This window comes from Bradyrhizobium manausense (genome assembly GCF_018131105.1).
GTDB lineage: Bacteria > Pseudomonadota > Alphaproteobacteria > Rhizobiales > Xanthobacteraceae > Bradyrhizobium > Bradyrhizobium manausense_B.
The window spans coordinates 740,989-767,002 of sequence record NZ_JAFCJI010000001.1 but is presented as its reverse complement, the minus strand read 5'-3'; the positions used below and the strand labels follow the sequence as shown (position 1 = coordinate 767,002).

Below are 26,014 nucleotides of genomic sequence, written 5' to 3'. Positions count from 1 at the left end.
ATCATCCGGGTGGAAGCAGAATGCCGAGACGGCTCGAAGGTGAGTTTGACTACATTGTTGTGGGCGCCGGCACGGCGGGCTGCATCATGGCCAACCGGCTATCGGCGGAGCCCAAAAACCGCGTCCTCATCCTCGAGGCCGGCGGGGACGACAACTGGATCTGGTTCCATATTCCGGTCGGCTACCTCTTCGCCATCGGCAATCCGCGCTCGGACTGGATGTTCAAGACCGAGGCCGAGCCGGGCCTGAACGGCCGCTCGCTATCCTATCCCCGCGGCAAGGTGATCGGCGGCTCCTCGGCGATCAATGCCATGATCTCGATGCGCGGCCAGGCCGCCGACTACGATCACTGGCGCCAACTCGGCATGACCGGCTGGGGCTATGACGATGTGCTGCCGCTGTTCAAACGGCTAGAGGATCACTTCCTCGGCGCAAGCGAGCATCACGGTGCCGGCGGCGGCTGGCGTATCGAGGCGCCGCGGCTGTCCTGGGACGTTCTCGATGCCGTCGGCAATGCCGCGGAAGAAATGGGCATCAAGCGCATCCCGGACTTCAACACCGGCGACAACGAAGGCACCAGCTATTTTCACGTCAACCAGAAGCGCGGCCGGCGCTGGTCGTCGGCGCGCGGCTTCCTCAAGCCGGCGCTGAACCGTCCCAATCTGCGGCTCGAGAAGCATGTGCTGGTCGATCGCCTGATCATCGAGCAGGGCCGCGCCGTCGGCGTCCGCTTCATCCAGAACGGCGAGATCATCGAGGCGCGCGCGAGGCGCGAGGTGATCCTGTCGGCCGGCTCGATCGGCTCGGTGCAGGTGCTGCATCGCTCCGGCATCGGGCCTGCCGACTGGCTGTCGCCGCTCGGCATCGACATCGTCATGGACAAGCCGGGTGTGGGACGCAATCTGCAGGACCATCTGCAGCAGCGTGCGATCTACAAGGTCGAGGGCGTGCGCACGCTGAACGAGACCTATTACAATCTGTTCCGCCGCGGCCTGATGGGCCTCGACTACGCCTTCCGCCGCCGCGGTCCGCTGACCATGGCGCCCTCGCAGCTTGGCATCTTCACCCGCTCCGACGCGACGCGCGCGCGCGCCAACATCCAGTTCCACGTGCAGCCGCTGTCGCTCGACAAGTTCGGCGATCCCCTGCACCGCTTTCCGGCGATCACGGTCAGCGCCTGCAATCTCCAGCCGACCTCGCGCGGCACCGTGCGGCTGCGCTCGGCCACGCCGGATGAGAAGCCGATCATCGCACCAAACTATCTGTCGACTGACGATGACCGCCAGGTCGGCGCAGACGCCATCCGCACCACGCGCCGCCTGATGCAGCAGAAGGCGCTCGCTAAATATCGCCCCACCGAATATCTGCCCGGCCCCACCGTCGGCAACGACGATGCCTCGCTCGCAAAGGCCGCCGGCGACATCGGCACCACCATCTTCCATCCCGTAGGTACCGCGAAGATGGGCGCGGCGAGCGATCCCATGGCTGTGGTCGACGAACGCTTGCGCTTCTATGGCCTCAGCGGTCTTCGCGTCGTCGATGCCTCGATCATGCCGACGATCACCTCGGGCAACACCAACACGCCGACGGCAATGATCGCCGAGAAGGGTGCTGCGATGATTTTGGAGGATGCGAAGTAGCATCCCCTCACCATGATCTCTCAGCGCTTTTCCATCGGCCTCCCAGGCGCAGAGATCGCCATGTTGCAATGGGGCGAAAGCGGCAAGCCGGCCGCCCTGCTCGTGCATGGCACCGGCTTCGTCGCCGACGTCTGGGACGAGGTCGCGCGCGAGCTCGCATCGACCCACACCGTCTATGCACTGGATCGCCGTGGTCACGGCGCCAGTCACAAGCCCGCGACATATCACTTCGTGGATTTTGCCGACGACATCTGCCGGGTGATCGATGCGCTGGGCTTGCGCCAGGTCTATGGCGTCGGCCACAGCGCGGGCGCGACTGACCTTTTGCTGGCGGCAAAGATGCTGCCGGGATGCTTTACGCGCCTGTTCGTGATGGAGCCGACCGTCATGAATCCGAAGGCGGCGCGCGATCCATCCGCAGGACTGAGCGAGCAATCGCTCTCCCGCGCGCAGGGCGCGCTGCGCCGACAGGCAGAGTTCGACAGTGCCGATGCCGTCTTCGAACGCTACCGTGCCGCGCCTGCCTTTGCGGATTGGACCGAGACGTCGCTCTGGGCCTATGTCCGGCACGGCTTCACTTCACTCGACAATGGCCGGATACGCCTTTGCTGCACGCCCGAGATCGAGTCGGCGATGCTGCGTCCGATCTACGAGGCGATGGAGCAAGTCTATATCGGCGACGCGCGCGGCAATCCCTTTGCCTGGTTCAGCGAAGTCGCGTGCCCCGTGATGGTGACGACCGCCGAGACATCGTGGCCGATCTACAAGGAGATGGCCTCACGCGCCAGGGCGCTCATCCCGCACGCCCGAACGCTCGTCTTCGAAGGCGCCGGCCATTGCGTAGCGCAGGAAGCTCCGGCCATGGTGGTGCAAGCGGTCCGGGAATTTTCTGCGTAGGTCTCCGTTCACCTCCGAGGTCCCGCGCCAGGCGCATGTGATCCCACCTCACGAAAACGTCATCACGCCCCGCGAATAAATCGGACCCTCCCCCGATCACCTCCCCCGAAGCCCAATTCCGGGCCAAAGGAGACGTGCGATGAGCGGACACGATCACGGGGACGACGGCGTCAGCCGCCGCAAGGTGCTGGAATGCATGACATGGGCCGGCACCGGGGTGCTCTGGACCATCACGGGTGGTGTGCCGCGCTCGCTCGGCATCATCGATTCCGCTGAGGCCGCAACCGCCGCCGCGCCCGGCATGACCTTCCTCCAGATCAGCGACAGCCATGTCGGCTTCGACAAGCCGGCCAACCCCAATGCGCTGGGCACGCTGGAAGAAGCCGTCAACAAGATCAACGCGATGCCGGCCAAGCCGTCGTTCATGATCCACACCGGCGACATCACCCATCTGTCCAAGGCCGCCGAGTTCGATAACGCCGATCGCATCATTTCGCAGTCCAAGCTGGACGTTCACTACGTGCCCGGCGAGCATGACTTCCTCGACGAAGAGGTGAAGTTCTATCGCGAGCGCTACGGCCGCGGCACCAAGGGCGCGGGTTGGTACTCCTTCGACGCCGGCGGCGTGCACTTCGTCGGCCTCGTCAACGTCGTCGACCTCAAGGCCGGCGGTCTCGGCAATCTCGGCGCCGAGCAGCTTGCCTGGCTCGAGGACGATCTCCGCGGCAAGTCGAAATCCACGCCCATTGTCTTGTTCGCTCATATTCCGCTGTGGACCGTCTATCCGGAATGGGGCTGGGGCACCGAGGACGGCGGCCGCGCGCTCGAATACGTCAAGGGCTTTGGCTCGGTCACCGTGCTCAACGGCCACATCCATCAGGTGATGCAGAAGGTCGAGGGCAACGTCACCTTCCACACCGCGCGTTCGACCGCCTTCCCGCAACCGGCACCGGGCGCCGCCTCCTCGCCCGGACCGATGAAGGTCGAGGACGCCAAGCTCCGCTCGATGCTCGGGGTCGCCAGCATCAACTTCAAGCAGAATGAGCAGCGGCTCGCGATCATCGACACGCCGCTCCAGGGTTAATCGGAAGCTGACAGATGAAGACACTCAATCGCCGCGACTTCGGGGTCGCTGTGGCCGCGGCCATCCTGCTCCCCGTCACGACCGCCCGTGCCGACGACACCGCCTTGGAGGTGCATATCGACAATTTTGTCTTTCAGCCGCCGGAGCTCAAGATCAAGGTCGGCACGACCGTGACCTGGACGAACCGGGACGACATCCCCCACACCGTGGTGTCGGCCGGAAAATTCAGGTCCAAGACCCTGGATACCGACGACAAATTCACGTTCACCTTCACCAATGCGGGCGACTACAAGTATTTTTGTTCGTTGCACCCGCACATGACCGGGATGATCACGGTTGAGTAACGTCTCCAACCAAGGCATCTCTGTCCTGCCCGGCCGGTGGTCCCACGCCGGCCGGGCTCGTGTGCCTTCGGCCAGACCCAAGGACGGCACGAAGGACGACACGAAGCACGCAACGACGTACGAAACGCAGCAAGAGGCAAAGCGAGAGGCGATGCCCGTCAGCGACGATTTCCAGAAGGCGCAGCGCTTCCGCGAGGCGGCGCTGCCCTATCTCGACGACGTCTACACGCTCGCACGCTACTTGCTGCGCGACGCCTCCGACGCGGAGGACGCGGTGCAGGAATGCTATTTGCGTGCGCTGAAGCACTTCGACAGCTATCGCGGTCCGGCGATGAAGCCGTGGCTGTTCGCGATCCTGCGCAATGTCTGCAACGCCGAATACGCCCGACGCGCACACAAGCACGCCGCGATCGAGGACACACCCGGCGCCTCCGACCAGACGCCGATGTGGCAGGAGAACGAGGCGAGCCCGGAGACCGAGGTGCTGCGCAGCCGCGACGCCGGCGCCATTCGCAAGATGATCGACGCGCTCGCCGAGCCGTTCAAGGAAACCTTCGTGCTGCGGGAGATCAACAACCTGTCCTATCGTGAAATTGCAGACGCCGTCGGCGCCCCCGTCGGCACCGTGATGTCCCGCCTCGCCCGCGCCCGCGCCATGCTGCGCGCGGCCTGGACGGCGGAAGAGGAGCACTCGAAATGACCTGCGACGAAGCAAACATCCTGCTTCACGCGCTGCTCGACAACGAGCTCGATGCCGGCCACGCGCGCGAGGTCGAAGCCCATATCGCCACCTGCCCGGCCTGCACGGCCGAGTTGGCCGCGCAGCGCGAGATGAAGCGCGTGCTGGCCGACACCAAGCTGCGCTACAGCGCGCCCGCGACCTTGCGCGCCCGTATCGAGGCGTCGATACCGCAAGCGCGGCCGCAGCCGAGCCGTCGCTCCGTGCTGCGCGGTTTCGCCATGGGCTCGGCGGTCTCGGCGCTCGCCGCCTCCGGCGTCGTCGCCGTCGTGCTGCGCCAGGACGACCAGCAGCGCATCCTCTCGGAGGTCGTCTCCGCGCATCTGCGCTCGCTCCAGGCCGGCCATCTCATCGACGTCGTCTCGACCGACCAGCACACGGTCAAGCCCTGGTTCAACGGCAAGCTCGACGTCGCTCCGCCCGTAATCGACCTCACCGCGCAAGGCTTTACCCTGGTCGGCGGCCGGCTTGACTATGTCGATGCGCGCGCCATCGGCGCCGTCGTCTACCGGCGGCGGCAGCACATCATCAACCTGTTCGTGGCGCAGACCGCGAGCACCGAGCACCGGCCGCCGAAGACGCAGACCATGCAGGGCTTCAACTGCCGCCGCTGGGGCGAGCGCGGCTTGAACTTCTGGGCCGTCAGCGACATCGGCGGCGACGAGCTCACCGAGTTCGTCGACAAGTTCGAGGCGGCGATGAAGGCGAATGTGGAGGGATAGGCTCGGCCAGCGTTGCGAGGAGCACTAGCGACGAAGCAATCCAGGATCTTTCCGCGGAAAGATTTTGGATTGCCTCGCTTCGCTCGCAATGACGATCGTTGAGATGGATCGACGGAACTTACGCCGACCGCCGCACCGCGTTGTCGACCAGCGTCTTGCCGAGCGACCAGATCGCACCGGGGACCTTATGGCTGCCGGCGATGACGTCGTCGAAGGCGCGCTCGATCCAGCTGCAGTCTTCTTCGGTGATGGTGAGCGGCGGCAGCAGCTTGATGGTGTGGCTGCCGTGGCCGGCGACCTGCGTCAGGATCTTGTGGTCCTTGAAAAGCGGCACGGTGATGAGCTGGCAGAACAGGCCCTTATTGGCGGCCTCAAGCACGTTCCAGGAGGCCCGCAGCCGCAGCGATTTCGGTGGTCCGAACTCGATGCCGATCATCAGACCCTTGCCGCGCACTTCCTTCAGCAGCTCATAGCCGGGCACCATGCGGGTCAGCGCAAGACGAAGCTCGGCGCCGCGCTTGGCGGCGGACTCGATCAGCTTCTCGGATTCCATCACATCGAGCGTGGCGATGCCCGCCGCCATCGCGAGGTCGTTCTTGGAGAAGGTCGAACCGTGTACCACGGCGCGGTCCATCTGGTTGAAGATCTTGTCGAAGATGGTCTTGCGCGTCAGCACGGCGCCCACGGGCACGTGACCTCCCGACAGCGACTTCGACAGCAGCACCATGTCGGGCTCGACGTTCCAGTGCTCGACCGCGAGGAAGCGGCCGGTGCGGCCCATGCCGGTCTGGATCTCGTCGGCAACGAACAGCGTGCCGTATTTCTTGCAGAGCGCGGCCGCGCCCGGCAGGAACTCGTCGGTGGGCATGTTGACGCCCTTGCCCTGGATGGGCTCGACAATGAAGGCCGCGACCTCGCGCGAGGCCAGCGCCTTCTCCAGCGCGGCAAGATCGTTGAAAGGAACCGAGGTGCAGCCCGGCAGCAGCGGCTCAAAGCCGGTGCGGAAGTTCGAATCACCGGTCAGCGACAGCGCGCCATAGGTCAGGCCGTGATAGCCGTGGGCGCAATAGACGATGCCGGGGCGGCCAGTGGCGCCGCGCGCGAATTTGATCGCGGCCTCGACGCATTCGGCGCCGGAATTGGCGAAGAAGGCCTTGTCGAGATATGGAACATATTTCAAAAGCCGCTCGGCGAGGACGCCGGCAAGCACCGAGACGTCGAACTGGACGAGGTTGGGCAGATCGGCGTCGATCACGCTTTTCAGCGCCTCGCGCATGACCGGATGATTACGCCCGATTGCGAACACACCAAAGCCGGACAACAGGTCGAGATAGCGCGCGCCCTCGCGATCGTAGAGGTACTGCCCCTGCCCCTTCTGGAAGCCGACATCGTAGCCGATGGTCTTGAGAACCCGGACGAACTGCTCGTTCAGGAACCGGTTATGCAGGGTGCTTCGCTGGGCCTGACGGTCCGCGAATAGCTGAGACATGTCTGGATTTGGACTGTTCATCCGCTACATACTTCGGTTGAGGGCCGCTTCGTCAACTGAAAACGGTCAGCCGACGGAAAAGGGTCTGTGCGGCCTTTTGCCCTTTTTCGGACCATCTTCGCAAGCACAGCTTTAGACCATGTTGCACTGCCAAGGAACACTCATGCGTTTGGCCATTTACACCGGAATAATACTGGCAGGCGGTTGCGCCGGCCTGACACCAGCGCTTGCCGCCGATCCTACCGGCGACTGGCGAGTCGCCGACGGCGTCGCCAATGTTCGTGTCGCCCAATGCAATGGCGGCATGTGGGGTGCGGTTTCCTGGGAAAAGCAGCCCGGCGGCCGCGACGAAAACAACCCGGATGCCTCAAAGAAGAACAGGCCGACCTTGGGCATGCCGACCCTCATCAATATGAAGAAGTCGCCCGGCGCGGAGCAGTGGGAAGGTCAGGTCTACAACGCCAAGGATGGTCAGATGTATAGTGCGACCATCACGCCCGTCGGCACCGACCAGCTCGAGATCAAGGGCTGCGTGCTGGGCATCCTGTGCGGCGGAGAGACCTGGACCCGCGTCGGTCCGCCGATCCCCCCGAGCACGGCCAACGCCATGGCCAAGAGTACGTCCAAGACGACAGGTGCGGCGCCCAAGGCCGCGCCGACAACGGCGGCTCCGAAGAGCGCCGCCGCGGCCAAGCCGGGTCAGAAAGGTGCCGCCGATCCCGTCGGCGACATCTGCCTACTCCCTGAGATTGCGGGGTTTGCCCATTAGGGCCGGCTGAAACAGCAGCACTGCGGCAAGCGTCGTCACCAGCGAGAGTGCGAGCAGCTTGCCCATGCTGGACGTGCCGGGATGGCTCGACAGCCACAGGCTGCCGAATGCCGTCGCCGTGGTCAGGGCGCTGAAAAAGATCGCGCGCGTCAGGCTGGTCTGAAGCAGGTTTGTCCTGCCCGAGCGCCACGCCACGACATAGTAGATCTTGAACGCGACGCCGACGCCGAGCAGCAACGGGAACGCGACGATGTTGGCGAAGTTGAGCGGCAAGCCGATCAGCACGCAGATTTCGAGCGTGACCGCGCCGGCAACCAGAAGCGGCACCAGCGTCATCAGCACGTCGACGATGCGGCGCAGCGTGATCCACAACAACAGGCCGATCACCAGCAGCGCATAGATGCCGGCATGGATGAAAGCGTTCACGATGGTGTCGCCGGATTTCAGGATCGAGACCGGCCCGCCGATCGCGGTTGGCTCAGCGTTGAGCACTGCGGCCGCGAATTTGCGCAGCGTATCATTGTCGTTGGGATCGCCCTTCGGCTGAGCTTCGACGCGAATGATGCCATCCTTGCTCTTCCAGGCGCTCACAAGATCGGGTGGCAGTGAACTCAGCGTCACCGGCTCGGCTTGCATTGCCTTCCTGAGCTGGTCGAACACGATCTTCAACGGCGTGACGAAAACGTCCTGCGCCTTGTTGCGGGTCGCTTCGTCCGAATTGGCGAGCTTCTCCAGCGCGTCGGCGAGGCGTCGCGAGGCGACTGCGCCCGGGCCCTTATCGTCACCAGCGGTTCGGCGCAGATTGTCGACCGAGGATTTGAGCGACTCGACATTTTCCTGATCCGACGGCGCCGCGTCGACCTGATCCGGGTTGAGCGCGGGATTCAGGATCTTGGCGCCCTGCGCGATCAGCTTCAGCTTCGGTTCCTGGTCCTCCGGCACGAAGCTGTCGAGCGACATCACCCGCAACACTTCCGGCACCTTCTCCAGCTTCGCCTCGACCTGCTTGGCCTGCTCCTCCGACTTGACCATCACGTTGACGGCGTTGGCGCCGGTGTTCGGATCCTTGCGCAGGTCGAGAAAGGTCGCGATCGACTCGGCCTTCGGGTTGCGCAGGTTCATCGGGTTGAAGTCGAACTTCATGAAATAGAGCAGCGGCAGACCGGCGATCGCGAGCAGCAGCGTGCCGCCGACGACCAGCACGCGGTGCTTCTCCAGGAAATGATCGAGCGGCGCCAGGAAGGCGTAGCCGACCGGCTCCTTCTCGCCGGGCGGGTTCAGAAGTTTCAGGAGCGCCGGCAGGATGGTGATCGAGGAGATGAAGGCCACGAGCATGCCGACACCGGCAATCTGGCCGAGCTCCGAAATGCCCTTGTAGGCGGTCGGCAGGAAGCAAAGAAAGCCCGCCGCGGTTGCCATTGCCGCCAGCGACAGCGGTACTGCCGAGCGCCTCGCCGCGCGCACCAGAGCGGCAGTGAGATCGTCGTGCTTGTAGCGCTCTGAACGATAGCGGACGCTGTACTGGATGCCGAAATCGACGCCGAGGCCGACGAACAGCACCGCAAACGCAATCGACAGCAAATTGAGCGAGCCGACCATCATCAGTCCCGCGGCGGTCGTGATCGCCAGGCCGACGAAGAGATTGACGAACACCGCGAAGATGATCTTCGAGGAATGCAGCGCCAGCCACAGGATCAGGAGCACGACGAGCACCGTGCCGACGCCGTTGACGACGACGCCTTCCTGGACGGTGGCGTATTCCTCGTTGGCAATCGGGACCGGACCAGTCAGCCGCACCCGCGCCTGATACTTCGTCGCGAAATCGAGGTCGACCGCGGCTTTGCGGATCGCGTCGGTTGCGCCTTTGCCGGGCTCCAGAGCGTTGTAGTCGAGGATCGGCTTGAACTCGATGAAGGCACGCTTGTCCGAGTCGGACAGCGGCTTGTCGCTCACGAGTTCGCGCCAGGAGAAGATCGCATTGCCCTTGTTGAGCACGGTCTCGACCGTCTCTGCGATCTGGTTGAACGGACGTTCGGTGCTGTCGAGCTTGACCTGGCCGCGCTTGACGCCGGCAAGCCCGGTCTCCAGTGCGCCGGTCAGGCCGCGGATCGACGGATCGCCCGCCATGATCTCGATCAGGGGCGCCGCGGATTCGAACTGGCTGGTGATCTTGCCGACTTCCTCGGTCGGCAGGAACAACAGACCGTTCTTTTCGAAGAACTCGCCGGTGCCGAGCTGCTGCATCGACTGGAATTCGGTCTTGTTGTCCTTCAGCTTCGCGAACAGTGCGTCCGCCGCTGCGGTCGCCATCTCCGGCGTCCGGGCCTCGACGACCGCGAGAATCGTCGCATCACGGTCGAAGGCGCGGTCGAACTCCTGGTCGCGCTGGCGCCAGTCCAGGTTCTGCGCAATCAGCGAATTGATGTCGGTGTTGATGGCGAAGTGCCGGGACGTGTAATAGCCCGCCCCCACCGCCAGCAGGAGCCCGAGAACGACGACGAGGGAGGCAAACCGGGTACAGGCCCTGACGATGGCAACGACTACGCTTTGCAGCACTTCTTTTCTTTCTGCGGTTAACAGCCTGCCGAAAACGCCCGCTGTTTAGCGGAGTTCCCGAGCGAAACCTATTGCCGTTTGGGTCGTTCGCGCCGGAACAAGGTTCGAGGTAAGCGGCGACGGACCATGGCAAAATCATGCGGGAGGCCGGTATAGCCGCGCAGTTGAGGCGGTAAAGTGACGAAGGGGTGAGCGCAAATGTCGCCGCCTTGCCTTCTAAAGCGGGCGCACTATAATACCTCAGATCGGTCCTGTTCGGAACCTGCGGCCCCTTCCACCTTTCCCTCTTGCCGATTTTTTGACACAAAGTGCTGTGCTTGGATGCGCCGGCCCCCCGTCGGTCGATGACACCAGGGACATTATCGGGGCTCTTCAAGCCAAAGTTACAGACATTCAACGCCCAGACATCCGGGATATCTGCTATGCGACACAGAACCGCCAATCTGCGGTAAGGGACTTGAGTAAGCTGGTCGACGTGATTTTGGTGGTGGGCGCCGCCAATAGCTCGAACGCGAACAGGCTCGGCGAGATCGGCACTGAGGCCGGTGTCGCGAGTTATCTGATCGCCGATGGCGCGAGCTCAATCCGAAGTGGTTGAATGGTGCCAGAATCGTCGGCCTCACGGCCGGCGCCTCGGTGCCTGAGGTGCTGGTGGATGACGTGATCGAAGCGCTGCGGCGGATTGGACCGGTGATGATTTCGGTGCTCCCCGGCCGCGAGGAAAACATTGAATTCAGGCTTCCGGCCCAACCGGCAAGCTGACCTACCCGAATTTCAAGCCCAGAAAGAAAACGTGTAATGGCAATCCCCTTCTTCAAGGAAATGCGTATCGGCGGCTATTTGCTTAAGCAGAAAATGCTGGGCCGCAAGCGCTATCCGCTCGTGCTGATGCTGGAGCCGCTGTTCCGCTGCAACCTCGCCTGCGTCGGCTGCGGCAAGATCGATTATCCCGATGCGATCCTCAATCGCCGCATGACCGCGCAGGAGTGCTGGGACGCAGCCGACGAGTGCGGCGCGCCGATGGTGGCGATCCCCGGCGGCGAGCCGCTGATCCACAAGGAGATCGGCGAGATCGTGCGCGGCCTCGTCGCCCGCAAGAAGTTCGTCTCGCTCTGCACCAACGCGCTGCTGCTCGAGAAGAAGCTCGATCTGTTCGAGCCCTCGCCGTATTTGTTCTTCTCCGTCCATCTCGACGGCCTGAAGGACCACCACGACAAGGCCGTGTCGCAGAAGGGCGTGTTCGACCGCGCCGTCTCCGCTATCAAGGCCGCGAAGGCGCGTGGTTTCACCGTCAACGTCAACGCCACCATCTTCGACGGCCACCCGGCCGAGGAGATCGCGAAATTCCTCGACCTTACCGTCGAGCTCGGCGTCGGCGTCTCGATGTCGCCCGGCTACGCCTATGAGCGCGCGCCGGACCAGGCGCACTTCCTCAACCGCACCAAGACCAAGAAGCTGTTCCGCGACGTCTTTGCGATGGGCAAGGGCAAGAAGTGGAATTTCATGCACTCCGGCCTGTTCCTCGACTTCCTCGCCGGCAACCAGGAATACGAGTGCACGCCGTGGGGCATGCCCGCGCGCAACATCTTCGGTTGGCAGAAGCCCTGCTACCTGCTCGGTGAAGGCTACGCAAAAACCTTCAAGGAGCTGATGGACACCACCGACTGGGAGACCTACGGCACCGGCAAGTACGAGAAGTGCGCCGACTGTATGGCCCATTGCGGTTACGAGCCGACGGCTGCGACCGCAGCGCTCAACAACCCGATCAAGGCGATGTGGGTGTCGCTGCGCGGCATCAAGACTTCGGGCCCGATGGCGCCGGAGATCGACATGTCGAAGCAGCGCCCGGCGCAGTACATCTTCTCCGAGCAGGTCCAGAAGAAGCTCTCCGAGATCCGCAAGGACGAAGCCGCGGCGGCCGAAGCAAAGGCTGCACGGAAGGCTTCGACGGCCGCGTAAGCGCGCAGGTCACAGTCACAAACGAAAAAGGCCCGGTCGTCATTGGCGACCGGGCCTTTTCTTTGTCAGTCCAGCTCTTTGTCAGCTCAGCGACGCCGCTCAGGCTGCCTTGGACACCAAGGCCTCGCTCTCCAGCAACTCCGTGCCGATCAGGAAGTCGCGGCAGCCGCGCAAGCTCCGCAGCGCGCGGTTGAAGTCGATGCCGGTCGAGACCAGCGCGTGGAGCGTCGCCGGATTGCGGACGATGCCGCGCAGGACGGCGGCGAGGTCGATCTGGCCGTTCGGCTTGATCGCGGCGCGGGCGAGCGCCGGCAGCGCGCGGTGGGCGGGGTCGCTGATGACGCGGACCGCGGCGAACGGCAAGCCGACCTCGGCGGCATAGGCGGCCGCGATGTGGCTTTCCATGTCGACGGCGGAGGCGCCAGTCTCCGAATGGAGCGCTGCCTTGCAGGATGAGCCCGTGACCACTTCCTCGGCGCCGGCCAGGGAACCGCGCACGACCCGGCGGCGGCCGGAGGTCAGCTTGTCGATGAGGTCGTCGCTGAGCGACAGCCCGGCGCCCCAGCGGGCATCGCCCGAGAGCACCTCGGTCGCCACCACGACGTCGCCGGATCGCAAGCTCGGGTCGAGCCCGCCGGCCACGCCGAACGAGATCACGCCGCGAATCGTCTCAGGATCGACCACCGTCAGCAGCGCCCGCAACTGGGCGGGGCTGCTCGACGAGCAAATGACCGCCATCCCGGGCCCGGCAGCAATGCGGGCCTCCTGAACCAGTCCAGTCACGATCAAGATCGGCCGCGGATCAATGGCATTGCCCGCGGTAATATAGTCCCCCGTCCCCAAAGTCACATTCCGACCCCTACCACCCTGCTGTTGGTGCTCCGCAAGTTCCGATAGCGAGCCAGCGCCCACAGCGGAAAGAACTTCGGGTAACCATGATACCGCAGATAGAACACGCGGGGGAAGCCTGTGGCGGTATACCGCTGCTCGTCCCACAGTCCTTTTTCGTTTTGTGTTGCAATCAGGTACTCCACCCCTCGGGCGATGGCCGGGTGATCAACCTCGCCAGCGGCCATCAGGGCAAGCAAGGCCCATGCCGTCTGTGAGGCGGTCGAGGGGGCGGGTTCCCAACCCCGGTAGTCCAGCCGGTAGCTGACCGCATCCTCGCCCCAGCCGCCGTCCTTGTTCTGGATCGAGGCCAACCAGCCAGCGGCCTTCCGCATCATGGGATCCCCGTGGTCGACCCCGGCCATGTTGAGGGCGCAGAGCACCGACCAGGTTCCATAGATGAAGTTCATGCCCCAGCGGCCGTACCAGGACCCCTCCGGGTGCTGGGTCTTCCTGAGGTAGGCGACGCCTTCGGCCACATGCTTGCTGCTGGTGTGGGTCTCGCCCAGCTGGGCCAGCATCGAGATGCAGCGCGCGGTGACGTCCTCGGTCGGCGGATCCAGCAGCGCGGCGTGGTCGGAGAACGGGATGTTGTTGAGGTAGTATTCGAGGTTGTTGACGTCAAAGGCAGCCCAGCCGCCGTCGTCGCTTTGCATGCCCTCGATCCACTCCCGGGCGCGGTCGATCGCCGCGTCATAGCCGGTCGCGCCGTGCTCCCGGCGCATGCGGTCCATCGACATCACCACAACGGCGGTGTCGTCGAGATCGGGGTAATGGGCATTGTTGTATTGGAAGGCCCAGCCGCCCGGACGCACGTCGGGGCGCTTCACCGCCCAGTCGCCCTTCACCTGAAGCTCCTGCTTCGGGATCAACCAGTCGAGGCCCTGTTTCGCCGCAGGCACCGCCTTGTCGCCGCCGGCTTCCAGTAGCGCGTGCGCCGTCAGCGTGGTGTCCCACACCGGCGAGACACAGGGCTGGCAATAGGCCTCGTCGCCCTTGATCACGAGCAGCTTGTCGATGCCCCGGCGCGTGATCGCGCGCGGCGGGAAGTTCTCGTCCTTGCCGAGCGCGTCATACATCATGACGATGTTGGCCATCGGCGGATAGATCGCGCCCATGCCGTCCTCGCCGTTGAGCCGCTCCTCGGTGAAAGCGAGCGCGGCGTCGATGGCGCGCTGGCGCAGGCGCTTGGGAAACATCGGCTCGACCACGCGCAGGACGCTGTCGAGCGCGCGGAATAGCACGAACCAGGCCTTGCTCTGGTGTGGCGCCCTCGCGGTCATGCCGATCGAGCGCGGATCCTGGAGGAACAGCTCGTCGATGCCGACGCCTAGCGGATTCTTCGCGCGCGGCTTCAGCGCGGCGATCACCATCAAGGGCACCATGGTGGTGCGCGCCCAGTACGAGATCTTGTTGATGTGGAACGGGAACCAGAACGGCAGCAGCATGATCTCGATCGGCAGCACCGGCGTCGCACGCCAGGTCACGACGCCGAACGTCGCGAGCAGAAACCGAGTGAAGACGTTGCTGTTGATCGCGCCACCGTGCGAATGGATCGCTTCGCGCGCACGCACCATGTGCGGAGCATCGACGGAATCGCCCATCATCTTCAGCGCGAAATAGGCCTTCACGCTGGCGCTCATGTCGAAGGCGCCGTCGTGGACCAGCGGCCAGCCGCCGTGGGCGCCCTGGATGCGGCGCAGATAGTTGGCGATCCTGGCCTCGAGCACCGTGTCGACGGGCTCGGCGAGATAATGGCGCAGCAGGATGTATTCGGCGGGAATGGTGGCGTCGGCCTCGAGCTCGAACACCCAATGGCCGTCGGGTTGCTGGAAGTCGAGCACGCCTTGCGTGGCCGAGGCAATGCTCGTTTCCAAAGCTTTCGATTCCAGGGCTTCGCGGCTGGTCGCGTTCACGGAATCCATGTCGCTCGATTGCTCCGATCGTCGATTGAAATTGACGGGGGCATTTGCCCGTCAGGGCCGCTTTGCGGCCAAAACCAGATCTGCGGCGCGGTCACCGGACCGGACCGATCCCTCGATGGTTGCAGGCAATCCCGTAGCAGTCCAATCGCCGGCAAGAAACAGGTTTTTCAGCGTAGTCGCCGGCCCTGGACGCAGGGCGTTCTGCGCCGGGGTTGCCGCAAATGTGGCACGGCGTTCGCGCACGATCTGCCACGGAGGCAGCTCGCCCGACACGCCACCAGCCTCGCAGACGTCGTTCCAGATCGCCTGCGCGAGTTCCTCGCGCGGCATGTCGACCAGGCGGTCGCCATTGCTGATGGTGACGGAGAGCCGGTTCGGGAACGCGAACAGCCATTCCACGACGCCGCCGATGACGCCCAGGATCGGTGCCGAACCCGGCGGCGGCTCAACGCGGAAATGCGCATTGACGATGGCACGGAATTCGGTCGGCGCGGTCAGGCCCGGCAGCAGGCTCGTCGCCGCGCGCGGCGGCACTGCCATCACGATCACGTCGCCGGCAGAGAGCTGGACGACGTCCTCGCCGCCAAAATTCAGCGCACCGACCTTGCCGTCGGCGCTGACGAAGGAGCGCAGCTCATGGCCGAGTTGAACGGTGTGGCCGCGGTCCTGCAAAAACTTCACGGCAGGCTCGATCAGCACGGCGCTGAGGCCGTCGCGCGCGATCAGCGGACGACAGGCCTGCCCGCCCGCAAGCAGCGTCTCGCGCACGATCGCACCGGCGAGCCCGGCCGAGCCTTCGGGCGGATCGACATTGAGCGCCGCGAGCAGCAGCGGCTGCACCAGACGCTGATAGAGAATGCCCTCGCAGGGAATGGACTTGCCGACCAACGTCTGTTCCGACGCCCAGATCAGCGGCGCCAGCTTGAGGTAATCGGTAAGGCCCGTATCGGGGACGCGGCGCCCCTCATCGAGCACCCAGGCAGGCCAGCGGCCATTGCCGAGATCGATCTGCCAGCGCTGCCCGGTCTTGATGTCGACGAAGGGAAACTGCGCGGTCTCAGGCCCGACCAGGCCCGCCTCGGTGCCGATCGAGCGCGCATAGGCGCGCGCGTGGCTGTTGCCGGACAACAGCAGATGATTGCCGTTGTCGATGGTGAGATTGGTGGCGCCGTCGAAATAGGAGCGGCAGCGGCCGCCGGCCTGGTGCGTCGCCTCGTGCACGGCGAGCTTGTAGCCGGCATTGGCGAGCCGCACAGCGGCGGAGAGGCCGGAAATTCCAGCGCCGATGATGTGAGCTGTGTTCTGCATCAGATGAAAGCGTATCGGAACAGGATCGCGAAGCGCGTGACCTTCGACACACGCACCGACTCGCGCGGCGCGTTGAAGCCGCGCGCGATCAGGAGGTCCAGAATGGAATGGTAGTATTTCGACATGATCCGCGGCGCGCGCACCACGCGGCGCCTGTTGCGGTTCATGATCTCGTCCGACTTTTCGAAATGCGCCTTCGCGCGCTGCGTCAGCGGCAGGCAGACCTTCGGCAGCGCGCGCTCGGCAATGACGCGGTTCGGATCGTCGGAGGTGATGCCGGCATGCAGCAGCGCCTCGCGCGGCAGATAGAGCCGGCCGAGCGTTGCATCCTCGTCGATGTCGCGCAGGATGTTGGTGAGTTGCAGCGCGCGGCCGAGATGATGGGCGAGCTGAATGCCGTCTTCCTCGGGCAGGCCGAACACCCGCACCGACAGCCGCCCGACGGCGCTGGCAACGCGGTCGCAGTAGAGATCGAGCGTCGCCATGTCGGGCGCGCGGATGTCCTGCGGTACGTCCATTTCCATGCCATCGACGATGGCGAGGAAATCCTCGCGCTTCAGGCCGAACGTCTTCACCGAGGCGACGTAGTCCTTCAGCCGCGGCGGCGGATTGCCCTGGTAGAGCGCATCGATGTCGTTGCGCCATTCCTGCAGCGCAGCGAGCCGCTGGTCACGCGGACCGTCGGAATCGGCGATGTCGTCGACTTGGCGGCAGAAGCTGTAGATCTGGAACATCGCCTCGCGCTGGTCGCGCGGCAGGATACGCATCGCAGCGTAGAAGGAGCTGTTCGATGCGGACGAGCCATAATCGGCGCTGGGCGCGGTCGCCTCAAGCGTCATGGGCAGTCCCCGGATTCGAGATGGCCTTGCGGCCGATCGCACGGCGGCCGAGTTCACCGACCATGCCGGCAAGGCTGAACATGAGCAGTTCGAACTTGTTCAGATGCACGCGCTCACGCAGGGGATCGCGCACCTTCAGCAGGCGCACGATACGGTCGGCGTAAGCCTGGATCACCGCGACGTCGACGCCGAGACGGACATCCCTGATCTCGGCGCTCAGCGACCTGCCCTCACCCAGCAGCGCCTCGTTGCGCACGGCGAGGCCCTGAAGGCAGGCCAGCATCGCCGGCGGCGACTGCGTCAGGCCGAGCTGCTCGACGGTCGCGCCGCTTGCGGCCAGCGCGTCACGCGGCAGATAGACGCGATTGAGCTCGCGGAAATCCTTGCCGCAATCCTGCAGATGATTGTTGATCTGCAGGCCGGCGCAGAGCGCGTCCGACGCGGCCCAGGTCGCCGTGCTCTCGCCGTGGACATCGAGCATGAAGCGGCCGACCGGCATCGCCGAATAGCGGCAATAGTGGATGACCTCGTCCCAGTTCTCATAGCGCAGCTTGGTCACGTCCATGCGGAACGCGATCAGCACATCGAGCGCGTGGCGCGGTGCCATGCCGCGTTCGGCCAACGCACGGCGCAACACGACAGCCTCGGCCTGGGTCTCGCCCTTGCCGAGCAGTTCCGCCTCGAACAGGTCGAGATAGCGAAGCTTTTCGTCCGCCGGCAGCGTGGCGTGGTCGGCGATGTCGTCGGCGGTGCGGACGAAATTGTAGTACGCCAGAATCAGCGCGCGATGACGCGGATGAATGATCCAGGACGCGACGGGAAAATTCTCGTCGCGGTCACCTTTGCCGGATCGCAATTCGTTCGCGGAGGTCATCGAGGGCTGATCAACAATCGTTTGGACAGGAAGGGCTTTTGCGTTCGCGTGGGCTCATGCCGGCGACGCCGCCGCGGCCCCCATATAGGGGAATACGGCCGTAAAACCAATCCTGTCTCGCGATGGCAGCCCTACCGTTTCAGGCCTGAAAAGGCGGCCCCAGGGCCGCCTTTGTGGGCCAGTGGCCGAGCTTACTGGTTGTGGTCTTTCAGGACCTGGTCGCAGGCCTGCGAGATCTTGGCCCGGTTCTCCTTGAGGCAGGCCAGGATGGTGAAATCGCCCTGGTCGATGACGGGGCGGCAGAACTTCTGCACATCGCGCGTGCAGGCCTTCTGCTCGGCGTCCGTGCCGCGTCCAGCCTGGGCGAAAGCCGCCGTCGAAAGAGTTGCCGACAGCAGGGTGAGAGCGACGAGAAGCTTACGCATTGTATTCCTTCATTCTGACGGCAGAATCGCACCAATCCCGGACAGCACAGGGCACAACGGGAACGGATTGTTCTGATGGCAAGTTACCGCGGGATGAGAGCGGTACCGGAGAAGGCCACAAGCGCTGGCAAATGCGGCCAAATTGGTGCCGCACCGACCAAATCAGGTCTTCCCTCTGTCTTCATTGGCAGATGTAAGAGTTTGATACTACGTCATAATTCTGGGAGGCGACGTTTTACTGCATACCTGTTGCAGAGCTGCATCTGTCCGACCGGCCATTCCGGCCGGAAACACATGGAAACAGAGGGAATCCGGGTCCAGATCATGGCTGGACCGCTGCACGAGCCTGACATCGTGGGTGGCCAGGCTTCGAAGCAGACATCGCCCGCTTGAACCTGACACAGGCTCGCAACACTAAACTTTCGATGTGGCGAGACGTCCTTTCAAGAACGGGCGTCGTTCCAAAAACGGGATACTGATGATGAAATTCTTTGGGCGATCTGAACTGGCAATCAAGGCGGCCGGCATTGGTGCGGCGCTGCTCTTCTCGGTCGCGGCGAGCCACGCTCAGTCGTCCGGACCGTTCGCCGGTTTCGACGGGGCGTGGACCGGCACCGGTACGGTTTCGCTGTCCGATGGTTCGACCGAGCGCATCCGCTGCAAGGCGGATTACAAGGTTGCCGGCACCGGCCTCAGCCTCAAGCAGGCGCTGCACTGCGCCTCCGACAGCTACAAGTTCGACCTCACCAGCGATGTGACCAGCCAGGGCGAGCGGATTTCCGGCAACTGGAGCGAGTCCAACCGCAACATCTTCGGCAATTTGCAAGGCACGGCCGGCGGCGGCCAGATCGACGTGTTCGTCGAGGCCAACGGTTTTGCCGCCAATCTGTCGCTGCGCACCAACGGCTCCAAGCAGACGGTGCAGATCTCGTCCAAGGGCGAGATTCGCGGCGTCAACATCACGATGACGAAGGGCTGATCGCCTTATCCCGGTCTTCGAGAAGAAGCCCCCGGCTCTCGCGAGCCGGGGGCTTCTTGCTGGTACGCGTTCGCCGCCCCGCTCAGATCGCCGGCTTGTCGGGGCCCTGCAGCCTGGTGTGCAGGTTGATCAGCCACATCGCCGTCGGCCGCAGGATGAAGAGGTCCGCGACCAGCGCCGCCACCATCGAGAAGGCGCTGAGCCAGCCGAACAGCCGCAGCGACGGCAGGTCCGAGAACACGGTGACGACGAGGCCGCAGGCCAGCACCACCGTGGTCAGGATCAGCGCGGGACCGACCAGCACGGTCGCACGTTCCACCGCAAGCGCAGAACCGACGCCGGGCTTGCTCTCCAATCGCAAGCGATTGAGGAAGTGGATGGTTGCGGACAGGCCGAGACCGAACGAGACGGTGAGCGCGACGACGCTGGCGAATTGCAAGCCCTCGCCCATTGCCCACAGCACCGTTCCCGACATCACCACCGGGAAGATGCCCGGCAGGATGCAGGCAAACATCACCACCCATGAGCGGAAGGCCAGGCCGATGAAGATCGCGACCAGCGCGAATTCGACGGTGAGGCCGCGGTTCAGCTTCTCGATCATGCCGGCCGAGTTGCGCGCTGCGATGGCGGCGAGGCCGGTGACGGCAACCTCGTAGCCGGGATGCTTCTTGCGGACGGCGTCGAGCTCGGAATCGAGCTTGTCGACGATCGGCAGGAGCTGGCTGGAGTCCTTGTCCGGCACGCGACCGGCCACGACCACCGCATCCTGCTCGGCGTCAATGAAGCGTCGCACCAGATGCTCGGGGATGACGTTGACATATTCCTTGAGGGTCGCGACGTCGTCGCTGCCGGCCTTTTCGGCCAGCCAGCGACGCAGCGTCTCAAGCGACCAGACGTTGCCGACGCCGGCCGCTTTTTCCACGGTCGCGTGCACGTCCGCGATGGTTTGCAACGTCTCCGGCGAGTAGAGCGTTTCACCCTTGGGGAACTGGATCAGCACGTTGACCGGATTGGCACCGGTCAGCTTGGCGTCGAGCCTGTTGCTGGCGGCCACGGCCTGGCGCTTGTCGGGCACCTGGTCGGCGAGCCGGTAGCGCGGCTGAAGATTGGCGTAGATGACGCCGAGGCTGGCAACGAACAGCAGCGCGATCAGGCTGAACAAGCCGGGCCGGCCAACCATCCGCACCGCGATCCAGTAGCAGAAATTGCGCAACGCCTGCACGCCGGCATCCGCGCTTTGGAACTTCACCGCAAAAAGCTTCTCGTTGCGCACGAACAGCACGCCGAACACCGGCACCAGCGACAGCACCGTGACCAGCGCGATGATGGTGGCGGCGAGGCCCGCCTCGCCGAATTTGCGGATCAGGTCGGAGTCGGAGAACTGGAGCGCGATGAAGGAAATGCCGGCGGTGCCATGTGTCAGCACGCAAGCCGGGCCCACCACCAGCACTGCATTCTTGAACGCGGTGAACTTGTCCTGGCCCGCGATCAACCGGTCTCGCGCGGCGAAGGTGAGCTGCATCGAGTCCGAGAACGAGATCACCATGATGAGCGGTGTCATCACGTTCAGGAACATGTTGAGATTGAAATTGGCCCAGCCGAGCGCGCCGAGTGCAATCAGGATAGCGATCATCGGCGGGAACGCCGCCACCACCATGAACGAGATCTTGCGGAAGAAGATGATGGCGATGACGCAGCCGGCGAGAATGCCGAGGATGTTGTAGGTGAGGCCATCGCGCTCGACCGCGTTACGGATCTCGAGCTGCATCACCGGCACGCCGGAGAGCTGCACGCTGAGCCCGGTGTCGCCGAGATCCTCCTTCATCAGCGCGCGGATGTCGCCGACGGTCTTGCTGAGCTTGTTGGACGCGACCACCTCCGGATCGAGCGAGAGCACGATCAGCGCGAGCGTGCCGTCCTCCGATAGCAGCTTGCCCCGGATGATCTCGTTGTTCTTGACCGTTTCGATGAACTGGTCATAGGCCGCGCCCTCGGGCAGTTCGGCCGGGAACAGCGCGGCCGGCAGCTTGCCTGGCGCTGGCGCCTGGCGCGCCGAGAACAGCGAGACGAGGCCGCGCGTACCGTCGACGAGTTGCATATCGGTGACGAAGTCACGAAGCTTCTCGAGGTTGTTTCGCGCCAGCAGTTTCTGGCCTTCGACCACGACGAGAACGTCGAATTCCTCGGCCGGGAACTTCTTTGTCACCGCTTCGTACTGGCGGAATTCCGGCGTGTTGGAGCGGAACAGCTGCGACAGAGAATCGTCGATCTTGATGCGATGAATGCCGAACACCGCGCCGACGATCAGCACGAGCAGGATGATGCAGGAGACGATCGGCGCCCGGACTGCAATCAGCCCGAGACGCTCCAGCCCGAAGGCAATTGAGGACGTAGGTCCCTGCTCGACCTTGTCGACATGAACCTCATTCTCGCGGTGCTTTTCGAGCATGCCTTGTCCAGTTCCTAAATCGGCTCGGTCTGTGAGCTTATTGCGTCCCGCGAACGGCTTGAAAACGCCATACCAATGGGAGGCTTGCCCTTTGAAAATACGCGGAAAATCGCCGGCCGCGGTTTAGCAGGTCAAGAGCCCATCTCGCAAGCGCGCCAAGCGTCTCCGAATCGATCAAGAAGCGGAGATTTTACCGGAATGCCCGTCATTTTGGCACGTCCGTGCCGATTCGACGCGGGGCACGGTCGGCGCTCTCGTCCTTGAGCGTCACGCCCGTGACCTGCCGCGCCAATCCCTCGCGCACGAGCCAGACGATCTTGAGGGCCGCCTCGTCATAGCTCAACCCCGCCTTGTGGATGTTGGACACGCAGTTGCGCGCGGCATCGGTCAGTCCCGGCTTCGGCGCGAAGGTCAGATAGGCACCGAGACTGTCGGGCGCGGACAGGCCCGGCCGTTCGCCGATCAGCATCAAAACCATGCGAGCGCCGAGAATGGCCCCGATCTCGTCGCCAAGCGCGACCCGCGCGCCCGAGGCGACGACGACATGGCCAACCGCGACAGCCTCGTCCTCGCCGAGCAGCGGCAACAGGTTTTGCAGCAGCGCGACCGCATGGGCATGGACCGCGGCCGCCGATAATCCGTCGCCGATGACGATCGCAAGCTGGCGCGGCGCGGTTGCTACTTCCGCCAACGCAGCCGCGGAGCCGGCATCGAGCTGCCGCCCGAGGTCCGGCCGGCGCAGATAATCCCTGCGATCGGCGGCCCGGCTGCTGACCGCGGTGGCGGCAAGGCCGAGCGCCCTCACCCCGGCCACCAGATGCGCCGAGCCGAAGGCGGCATGCACGGCATCGCGGGCGCGGGCATGGGCCAGCGTGAAATCCAGCAGCGGCCTGGTCGGCAGGCTGGCGCCACTGCGCCCGAGCGCGACGCGCGCAGGCGTGAGCAATCTGAGGTCGACGGTCGGGCGCGCCGGAGCGGGCTTGTCGCTCATTCGGCGGGAACGGACGCTTCGCGCAGCCGGATCGAATAGTTCGACGCGTTCTGCCTGCCGCTCGAGGCCGCGCGCGCAAAGGTGATGAGGTGGTGCGCGATCATGGTGCAACCGATCAGACCTTCGATGTCGCCGCGCTTGATGCGCCCGAGCGCAAACTTCCAGAACACGCGTCTGTAGTCGCCGAGCACGCCGACCTTCCAGAAGATATTGCGCAGCATGACGAGGCCACGCCTGATGTTGGCCCAGGTCTTCATCTCGTCCGGCACCGGCATTTTCAGGCGGTGCGGATAAACCTCGTCGCACTGATACTGGAAGCGCGCATAGACCTTCTCGGGCTCGTAAGCCACGCCCATCGCGTGCTTCCAGGATTCGACGACATCGTCATACGGCAGCAGGAAGTCGACGTTCGAATCGCGGCTGTCGTCATCGACCAGACGCCCCTCGCGCTCGAGGCGATCCCACAGCGGCGTCTTCGGCAGCGCCTGAAGCAAATTGATCGTGAGCAACGGAATGTGCGACTCCTCGACGAAGGCGAGCAGCGCATCGGATGTATTTGGCTTGTCGGTGTCGAGCCCCATGATGATGCCGGACACGACTTCCATGCCGTAGGAGTTGATGGTGCGCACGCCCTCCAGAATCGGGACCATCATGTTGTGGTCCTTGTGCATGGCCTTCAGCGCGTCAGGGTCCGGCGTTTCGATGCCGCAGAAGATCGTGACGAAAAAGGCCTCGCGCATCTTCTTGAGGATTTCGGGCCGCTTTGCGATGTTCAGTGTCGCCTCGCAGGCAAGCCGCATCACATAGCCGGTCTTCTTCTGCCATTCGATGAGGTGCGGCAAGAGGTCCAGCGCTGCCTTGCGGTTGCCGATGAAATTGTCATCGACGAAGTAGACCGTGTCGGTCATGCCGCATTCGCGCAGGCGATTGAGCTCTGCGATGATCTGCTCCGGCGACTTGATGCGCGGGTTGCGACCGTAGAGGCCGGGAATGTCGCAGAACTCGCACTCATACGGACAGCCGCTGGAATATTGGATGCTGCCGAGGAAATAGCGTTTCACGTCCGCAAGCTCATAGGCCGGGATCGGAAACTCCGTCATCGGCACGCGGTCTTTGGTCGTCAGCACCACCTGCCGGTCGGGGCGCGAGACGTCGCGCGACAGGATTTCGAGCAGCTGATTGGTGGCGTCGCCGAGTTCGCCGACATGGAGATAGTCGAACGACGGGTAGTAATCCGGGCACGCGCTGACCGAGGGGCCACCGAGCGCAACCGGCAGGTCGAACTCATGAGCGCGGCGGCAGATGTCGTTCATGTGCTGGCGCTGGATGTGCATGCCGCTCACGAACACGGCCTCGGCCCATTCGAACTCTTCCTTCGTGGTGCGGCGGAGATTTTCGTCGACGAATTTGACGTGCCACTCCTTGGGCAGATAGGCCGCGAGCAGCAGCAGGCCCTGCGGCGGCATGAAGGCGCGGACGCCGTCGGTCAGCGGATAGGCATGCTCGAAGGTGCCGAAGGATGACGTGTAGCGCGGGAAGACACAGAGAATGTGCCGGCTCGTTCCGTTGCTTTCAGCGCGCATCGAACTTCCCCCAACCACGTTCCAAGAACGGTACTGACGAGGTCTCCAGAAACATAGCGTAACGCTGCGACCGGAATTCCTCAATATTGTGGCATCGAACTAATTCATGAGACGCGCCAATGGTTTCCCCGGTTCATGCCGCGGGGTGGGAGTTTTTCGCGATTTTTCGCGCTAGGCGATCAGCCGGGAGGCAAAATCAGGCAACAGGCCTGCGTCACCGGCAAGCCGGAAGTCGGCGCCGGCAATGCCTGACAGCACCAGCCAATCGTCGAACTCCGGCGCGCGCGCCGCACCGAAGACGTCGCGGACATAGAGCGCGTCGTGGAAGGAGGTGGACTGGTAGTTCAGCATGACGTCGTCGGCGCCCGGGACCCCCATGATGAAGGTGACGCCGGCAGCCGCGAGCAGCGTCAGCAGATTGTCCATGTCGTCCTGGTCCGCCTCGGCATGGTTGGTGTAGCAGATGTCGATGCCCAGCGGCAGGCCAAGCAGCTTGCCGCAGAAATGATCTTCCAGCCCCGCCCGGATGATCTCCTTGCCGTCGTAGAGATATTCCGGGCCGATAAAGCCGACCACGCTGTTGACCAGCAACGGCGCATAGGCGCGGGCCACCGCATAGGCGCGTGCCTCGCATGTCTGCTGGTCGACGCCGTGATGGGCATTGGCCGACAGCGCCGAGCCCTGGCCGGTCTCGAAATACATGACGTTATTGCCGACCGTACCGCGCTTCTGCGACAGCCCGGCTTCCTGCGCCTCCTTCAGCAGAGCGAGATCGATGCCAAAACTGCGGTTCGCGGCCTCGGTGCCGGCGACCGACTGGAAGACAAGGTCGACAGGCACGCCCTGCCCGATCAGCGAGAGCGTCGTGGTGACATGGGTCAGCACGCATCCCTGCGTCGGGATTTTCAGCCGCGCGATGATCTCGTCCAGAAGCCGCAGCAACTGCGCGATCACCGCCGGATCGTCGCTTGCCGGATTGATGCCGATGCAGGCATCGCCGGCCCCGAGCAGCAGGCCGTCGAGAATCGAGGCGGTGATGCCCCTGGCGTCGTCGAAGGGGTGATTGGGCTGGAGCCGCGTGCTCATCCGGCCCTTCAGGCCGATGGTATTGCGGAAAGCGGTGACCACCTCGCATTTGCGCGCCGCCAGGATCAGGTCCTGGTTGCGCATCAGCTTTGACACCGCGGCCGCCATCTCCGGCGTGATGCCGGGTGCGAGCTTGCGCAAGACGTCCGGCGTGGCGGCGTCCGACAGCAGCCAGTCGCGGAAGGCGCCGACCGTCAATGAGGAGACCTGCGCAAAAGCGTTGGCATCATGGCTGTCGATGACGAGGCGGGTGATCTCGTCGGCCTCGTAGGGGATGACGGCTTCGTTGAGGAATTGACTTAAGGGGACGTCCGCCAGGGCCATGCGGGCGGCGATCATCTGCTCGGCGCTGCCGGCAGCGATGCCGGCCAGCCGGTCGCCGGAGCGCGGCGGCGTCGCCTTGGCGAGGAGGTCGCGCAGGTCGGGGAAGGCGTAGGTCGTGGTGTCGATGGCGTGGCGGTAGACCAA

General features: G+C 64.2%; 21 protein-coding genes and 1 pseudogene. 10 read left to right on the top strand and 12 right to left on the bottom strand.

Features of this window, described 5'->3' with window-relative positions; all coding sequences use genetic code 11:
- Positions 1-20 precede the first annotated feature (20 nt).
- From JQ631_RS03580 to JQ631_RS03555, 6 genes are all read left to right on the top strand, one after another.
- Positions 21-1,640 (top strand): GMC family oxidoreductase, encoded by a 1,620-nt coding sequence (locus tag JQ631_RS03580; RefSeq protein ID WP_212324077.1) that lies wholly within the window; start codon positions 21-23, stop codon positions 1,638-1,640.
- Positions 1,641-1,700: 60 nt separating this feature from the next.
- Positions 1,701-2,537: an alpha/beta fold hydrolase gene (locus JQ631_RS03575; protein WP_433995497.1), complete on the top strand. Its 837-nt coding sequence runs from the start codon at positions 1,701-1,703 to the stop codon at positions 2,535-2,537.
- A gap of 139 nt (positions 2,538-2,676) precedes the next feature.
- On the top strand, positions 2,677-3,621 hold the full coding sequence (locus JQ631_RS03570) for a metallophosphoesterase family protein (protein WP_212324075.1): 945 nt from the start codon (positions 2,677-2,679) through the stop codon (positions 3,619-3,621).
- Between the two features lie 14 nt (positions 3,622-3,635).
- Positions 3,636-3,965, top strand: coding sequence for a cupredoxin domain-containing protein (locus tag JQ631_RS03565; protein WP_212324074.1), 330 nt, complete (start codon positions 3,636-3,638; stop codon positions 3,963-3,965).
- Between the two features lie 151 nt (positions 3,966-4,116).
- The gene (locus tag JQ631_RS03560) at positions 4,117-4,665 is read left to right on the top strand and encodes a sigma-70 family RNA polymerase sigma factor (protein WP_212324073.1); all 549 of its coding nucleotides are present in this window, start codon (positions 4,117-4,119) and stop codon (positions 4,663-4,665) included.
- A complete protein-coding gene (locus JQ631_RS03555) occupies positions 4,662-5,426 on the top strand; it encodes an anti-sigma factor family protein (RefSeq protein ID WP_212324072.1) in 765 nt (254 codons plus the stop codon). The genes JQ631_RS03560 and JQ631_RS03555 overlap by 4 nt, the downstream gene beginning before the upstream one ends.
- A gap of 118 nt (positions 5,427-5,544) precedes the next feature.
- Here the strand turns inward: JQ631_RS03555 and hpnO are convergent, their stop codons facing one another.
- Complete coding sequence (gene hpnO, locus JQ631_RS03550) at positions 5,545-6,936, bottom strand: aminobacteriohopanetriol synthase HpnO (RefSeq protein WP_212324071.1); 1,392 nt, start codon at positions 6,934-6,936, stop codon at positions 5,545-5,547.
- A 142-nt stretch (positions 6,937-7,078) separates the two neighbouring features.
- On the opposite strand from hpnO, the gene JQ631_RS03545 reads away from it, so the two are divergent.
- On the top strand, positions 7,079-7,684 hold the full coding sequence (locus JQ631_RS03545) for a DUF2147 domain-containing protein (protein WP_212324070.1): 606 nt from the start codon (positions 7,079-7,081) through the stop codon (positions 7,682-7,684).
- Here the strand turns inward: JQ631_RS03545 and hpnN are convergent.
- A complete protein-coding gene (gene hpnN / locus JQ631_RS03540; RefSeq protein WP_212324069.1) occupies positions 7,652-10,240 on the bottom strand; it encodes a hopanoid transporter HpnN in 2,589 nt (862 codons plus the stop codon). The genes JQ631_RS03545 and hpnN overlap by 33 nt on opposite strands.
- A 337-nt stretch (positions 10,241-10,577) precedes the next feature.
- On the opposite strand from hpnN, the pseudogene JQ631_RS03535 reads away from it, so the two are divergent.
- A pseudogene (locus JQ631_RS03535) lies at positions 10,578-11,002 on the top strand (4-hydroxy-3-methylbut-2-enyl diphosphate reductase); the annotation flags it as partial.
- Between the two features lie 36 nt (positions 11,003-11,038).
- Positions 11,039-12,199, top strand: coding sequence for an adenosyl-hopene transferase HpnH (gene hpnH, locus JQ631_RS03530; RefSeq protein WP_212324068.1), 1,161 nt, complete (start codon positions 11,039-11,041; stop codon positions 12,197-12,199).
- 99 nt (positions 12,200-12,298) lie between these two features.
- On the opposite strand, the gene JQ631_RS03525 is transcribed toward hpnH, so the two are convergent.
- The 6 genes from JQ631_RS03525 to JQ631_RS03500 form a co-directional block, all read right to left on the bottom strand.
- Entirely contained in the window at positions 12,299-13,048 is a 750-nt protein-coding gene (locus JQ631_RS03525) for a phosphorylase (RefSeq protein WP_212324067.1), read from the bottom strand.
- Positions 13,045-15,012, bottom strand: a complete 1,968-nt coding sequence (gene shc / locus JQ631_RS03520) for a squalene--hopene cyclase (RefSeq protein ID WP_212324066.1) — start codon at positions 15,010-15,012, stop codon at positions 13,045-13,047. Before shc ends, JQ631_RS03525 begins: the two co-directional genes overlap by 4 nt.
- Positions 15,013-15,063: 51 nt before the next feature.
- Complete coding sequence (gene hpnE, locus JQ631_RS03515; protein WP_212324065.1) at positions 15,064-16,320, bottom strand: hydroxysqualene dehydroxylase HpnE; 1,257 nt, start codon at positions 16,318-16,320, stop codon at positions 15,064-15,066.
- Entirely contained in the window at positions 16,320-17,159 is an 840-nt protein-coding gene (gene hpnD, locus JQ631_RS03510; RefSeq protein ID WP_212324064.1) for a presqualene diphosphate synthase HpnD, read from the bottom strand. Before hpnD ends, hpnE begins: the two co-directional genes overlap by 1 nt.
- The gene (gene hpnC, locus JQ631_RS03505) at positions 17,149-18,033 is read right to left on the bottom strand and encodes a squalene synthase HpnC (RefSeq protein WP_212324063.1); all 885 of its coding nucleotides are present in this window, start codon (positions 18,031-18,033) and stop codon (positions 17,149-17,151) included. Before hpnC ends, hpnD begins: the two co-directional genes overlap by 11 nt.
- A 191-nt stretch (positions 18,034-18,224) precedes the next feature.
- Complete coding sequence (locus tag JQ631_RS03500; protein ID WP_212324062.1) at positions 18,225-18,458, bottom strand: hypothetical protein; 234 nt, start codon at positions 18,456-18,458, stop codon at positions 18,225-18,227.
- 481 nt (positions 18,459-18,939) lie between these two features.
- Here JQ631_RS03500 and JQ631_RS03495 point away from each other — a divergent pair, with 481 nt between their 5' ends.
- On the top strand, positions 18,940-19,437 hold the full coding sequence (locus JQ631_RS03495) for a hypothetical protein (RefSeq protein ID WP_092229874.1): 498 nt from the start codon (positions 18,940-18,942) through the stop codon (positions 19,435-19,437).
- Between the two features lie 82 nt (positions 19,438-19,519).
- On the opposite strand, the gene JQ631_RS03490 is transcribed toward JQ631_RS03495, so the two are convergent.
- The 4 genes from JQ631_RS03490 to JQ631_RS03475 all read right to left on the bottom strand — a co-directional run bounded on the left by JQ631_RS03490 (position 19,520) and on the right by JQ631_RS03475 (position 26,014).
- The gene (locus JQ631_RS03490) at positions 19,520-21,886 is read right to left on the bottom strand and encodes an efflux RND transporter permease subunit (protein ID WP_212324061.1); all 2,367 of its coding nucleotides are present in this window, start codon (positions 21,884-21,886) and stop codon (positions 19,520-19,522) included.
- A 205-nt stretch (positions 21,887-22,091) separates the two neighbouring features.
- Complete coding sequence (gene eutC / locus JQ631_RS03485) at positions 22,092-22,877, bottom strand: ethanolamine ammonia-lyase subunit EutC (RefSeq protein ID WP_212324060.1); 786 nt, start codon at positions 22,875-22,877, stop codon at positions 22,092-22,094.
- Positions 22,874-24,460: a B12-binding domain-containing radical SAM protein gene (locus JQ631_RS03480; RefSeq protein WP_212324059.1), complete on the bottom strand. Its 1,587-nt coding sequence runs from the start codon at positions 24,458-24,460 to the stop codon at positions 22,874-22,876. Before JQ631_RS03480 ends, eutC begins: the two co-directional genes overlap by 4 nt.
- A 171-nt stretch (positions 24,461-24,631) precedes the next feature.
- The gene (locus JQ631_RS03475) at positions 24,632-26,014 is read right to left on the bottom strand and encodes an ethanolamine ammonia-lyase subunit EutB (protein ID WP_212324057.1); all 1,383 of its coding nucleotides are present in this window, start codon (positions 26,012-26,014) and stop codon (positions 24,632-24,634) included.

Excerpts from the sequence above, each read along its gene's own strand:
- JQ631_RS03555 (WP_212324072.1), top strand. The coding sequence starts at position 4,662 with ATGACCTGCGACGAAGCAAACATCCTGCTTCACGCGCTGCTCGACAAC.
- JQ631_RS03575 (WP_433995497.1), top strand. The coding sequence starts at position 1,701 with ATGTTGCAATGGGGCGAAAGCGGCAAGCCGGCCGCCCTGCTCGTGCAT.
- JQ631_RS03495 (WP_092229874.1), top strand. The coding sequence starts at position 18,940 with ATGAAATTCTTTGGGCGATCTGAACTGGCAATCAAGGCGGCCGGCATT.
- JQ631_RS03545 (WP_212324070.1), top strand. The coding sequence starts at position 7,079 with ATGCGTTTGGCCATTTACACCGGAATAATACTGGCAGGCGGTTGCGCC.
- JQ631_RS03500 (WP_212324062.1), bottom strand. The coding sequence starts at position 18,458 with ATGCGTAAGCTTCTCGTCGCTCTCACCCTGCTGTCGGCAACTCTTTCG.
- hpnD (WP_212324064.1), bottom strand. The coding sequence starts at position 17,159 with ATGACGCTTGAGGCGACCGCGCCCAGCGCCGATTATGGCTCGTCCGCA.
- hpnE (WP_212324065.1), bottom strand. The coding sequence starts at position 16,320 with ATGCAGAACACAGCTCACATCATCGGCGCTGGAATTTCCGGCCTCTCC.
- hpnO (WP_212324071.1), bottom strand. The coding sequence starts at position 6,936 with ATGAACAGTCCAAATCCAGACATGTCTCAGCTATTCGCGGACCGTCAG.
- shc (WP_212324066.1), bottom strand. The coding sequence starts at position 15,012 with ATGGATTCCGTGAACGCGACCAGCCGCGAAGCCCTGGAATCGAAAGCT.
- JQ631_RS03570 (WP_212324075.1), top strand. The coding sequence starts at position 2,677 with ATGAGCGGACACGATCACGGGGACGACGGCGTCAGCCGCCGCAAGGTG.
- JQ631_RS03560 (WP_212324073.1), top strand. The coding sequence starts at position 4,117 with ATGCCCGTCAGCGACGATTTCCAGAAGGCGCAGCGCTTCCGCGAGGCG.
- JQ631_RS03490 (WP_212324061.1), bottom strand. The coding sequence starts at position 21,886 with ATGCTCGAAAAGCACCGCGAGAATGAGGTTCATGTCGACAAGGTCGAG.
- hpnH (WP_212324068.1), top strand. The coding sequence starts at position 11,039 with ATGGCAATCCCCTTCTTCAAGGAAATGCGTATCGGCGGCTATTTGCTT.
- JQ631_RS03480 (WP_212324059.1), bottom strand. The coding sequence starts at position 24,460 with ATGCGCGCTGAAAGCAACGGAACGAGCCGGCACATTCTCTGTGTCTTC.
- JQ631_RS03580 (WP_212324077.1), top strand. The coding sequence starts at position 21 with ATGCCGAGACGGCTCGAAGGTGAGTTTGACTACATTGTTGTGGGCGCC.
- eutC (WP_212324060.1), bottom strand. The coding sequence starts at position 22,877 with ATGAGCGACAAGCCCGCTCCGGCGCGCCCGACCGTCGACCTCAGATTG.
- hpnC (WP_212324063.1), bottom strand. The coding sequence starts at position 18,033 with ATGACCTCCGCGAACGAATTGCGATCCGGCAAAGGTGACCGCGACGAG.
- JQ631_RS03565 (WP_212324074.1), top strand. The coding sequence starts at position 3,636 with ATGAAGACACTCAATCGCCGCGACTTCGGGGTCGCTGTGGCCGCGGCC.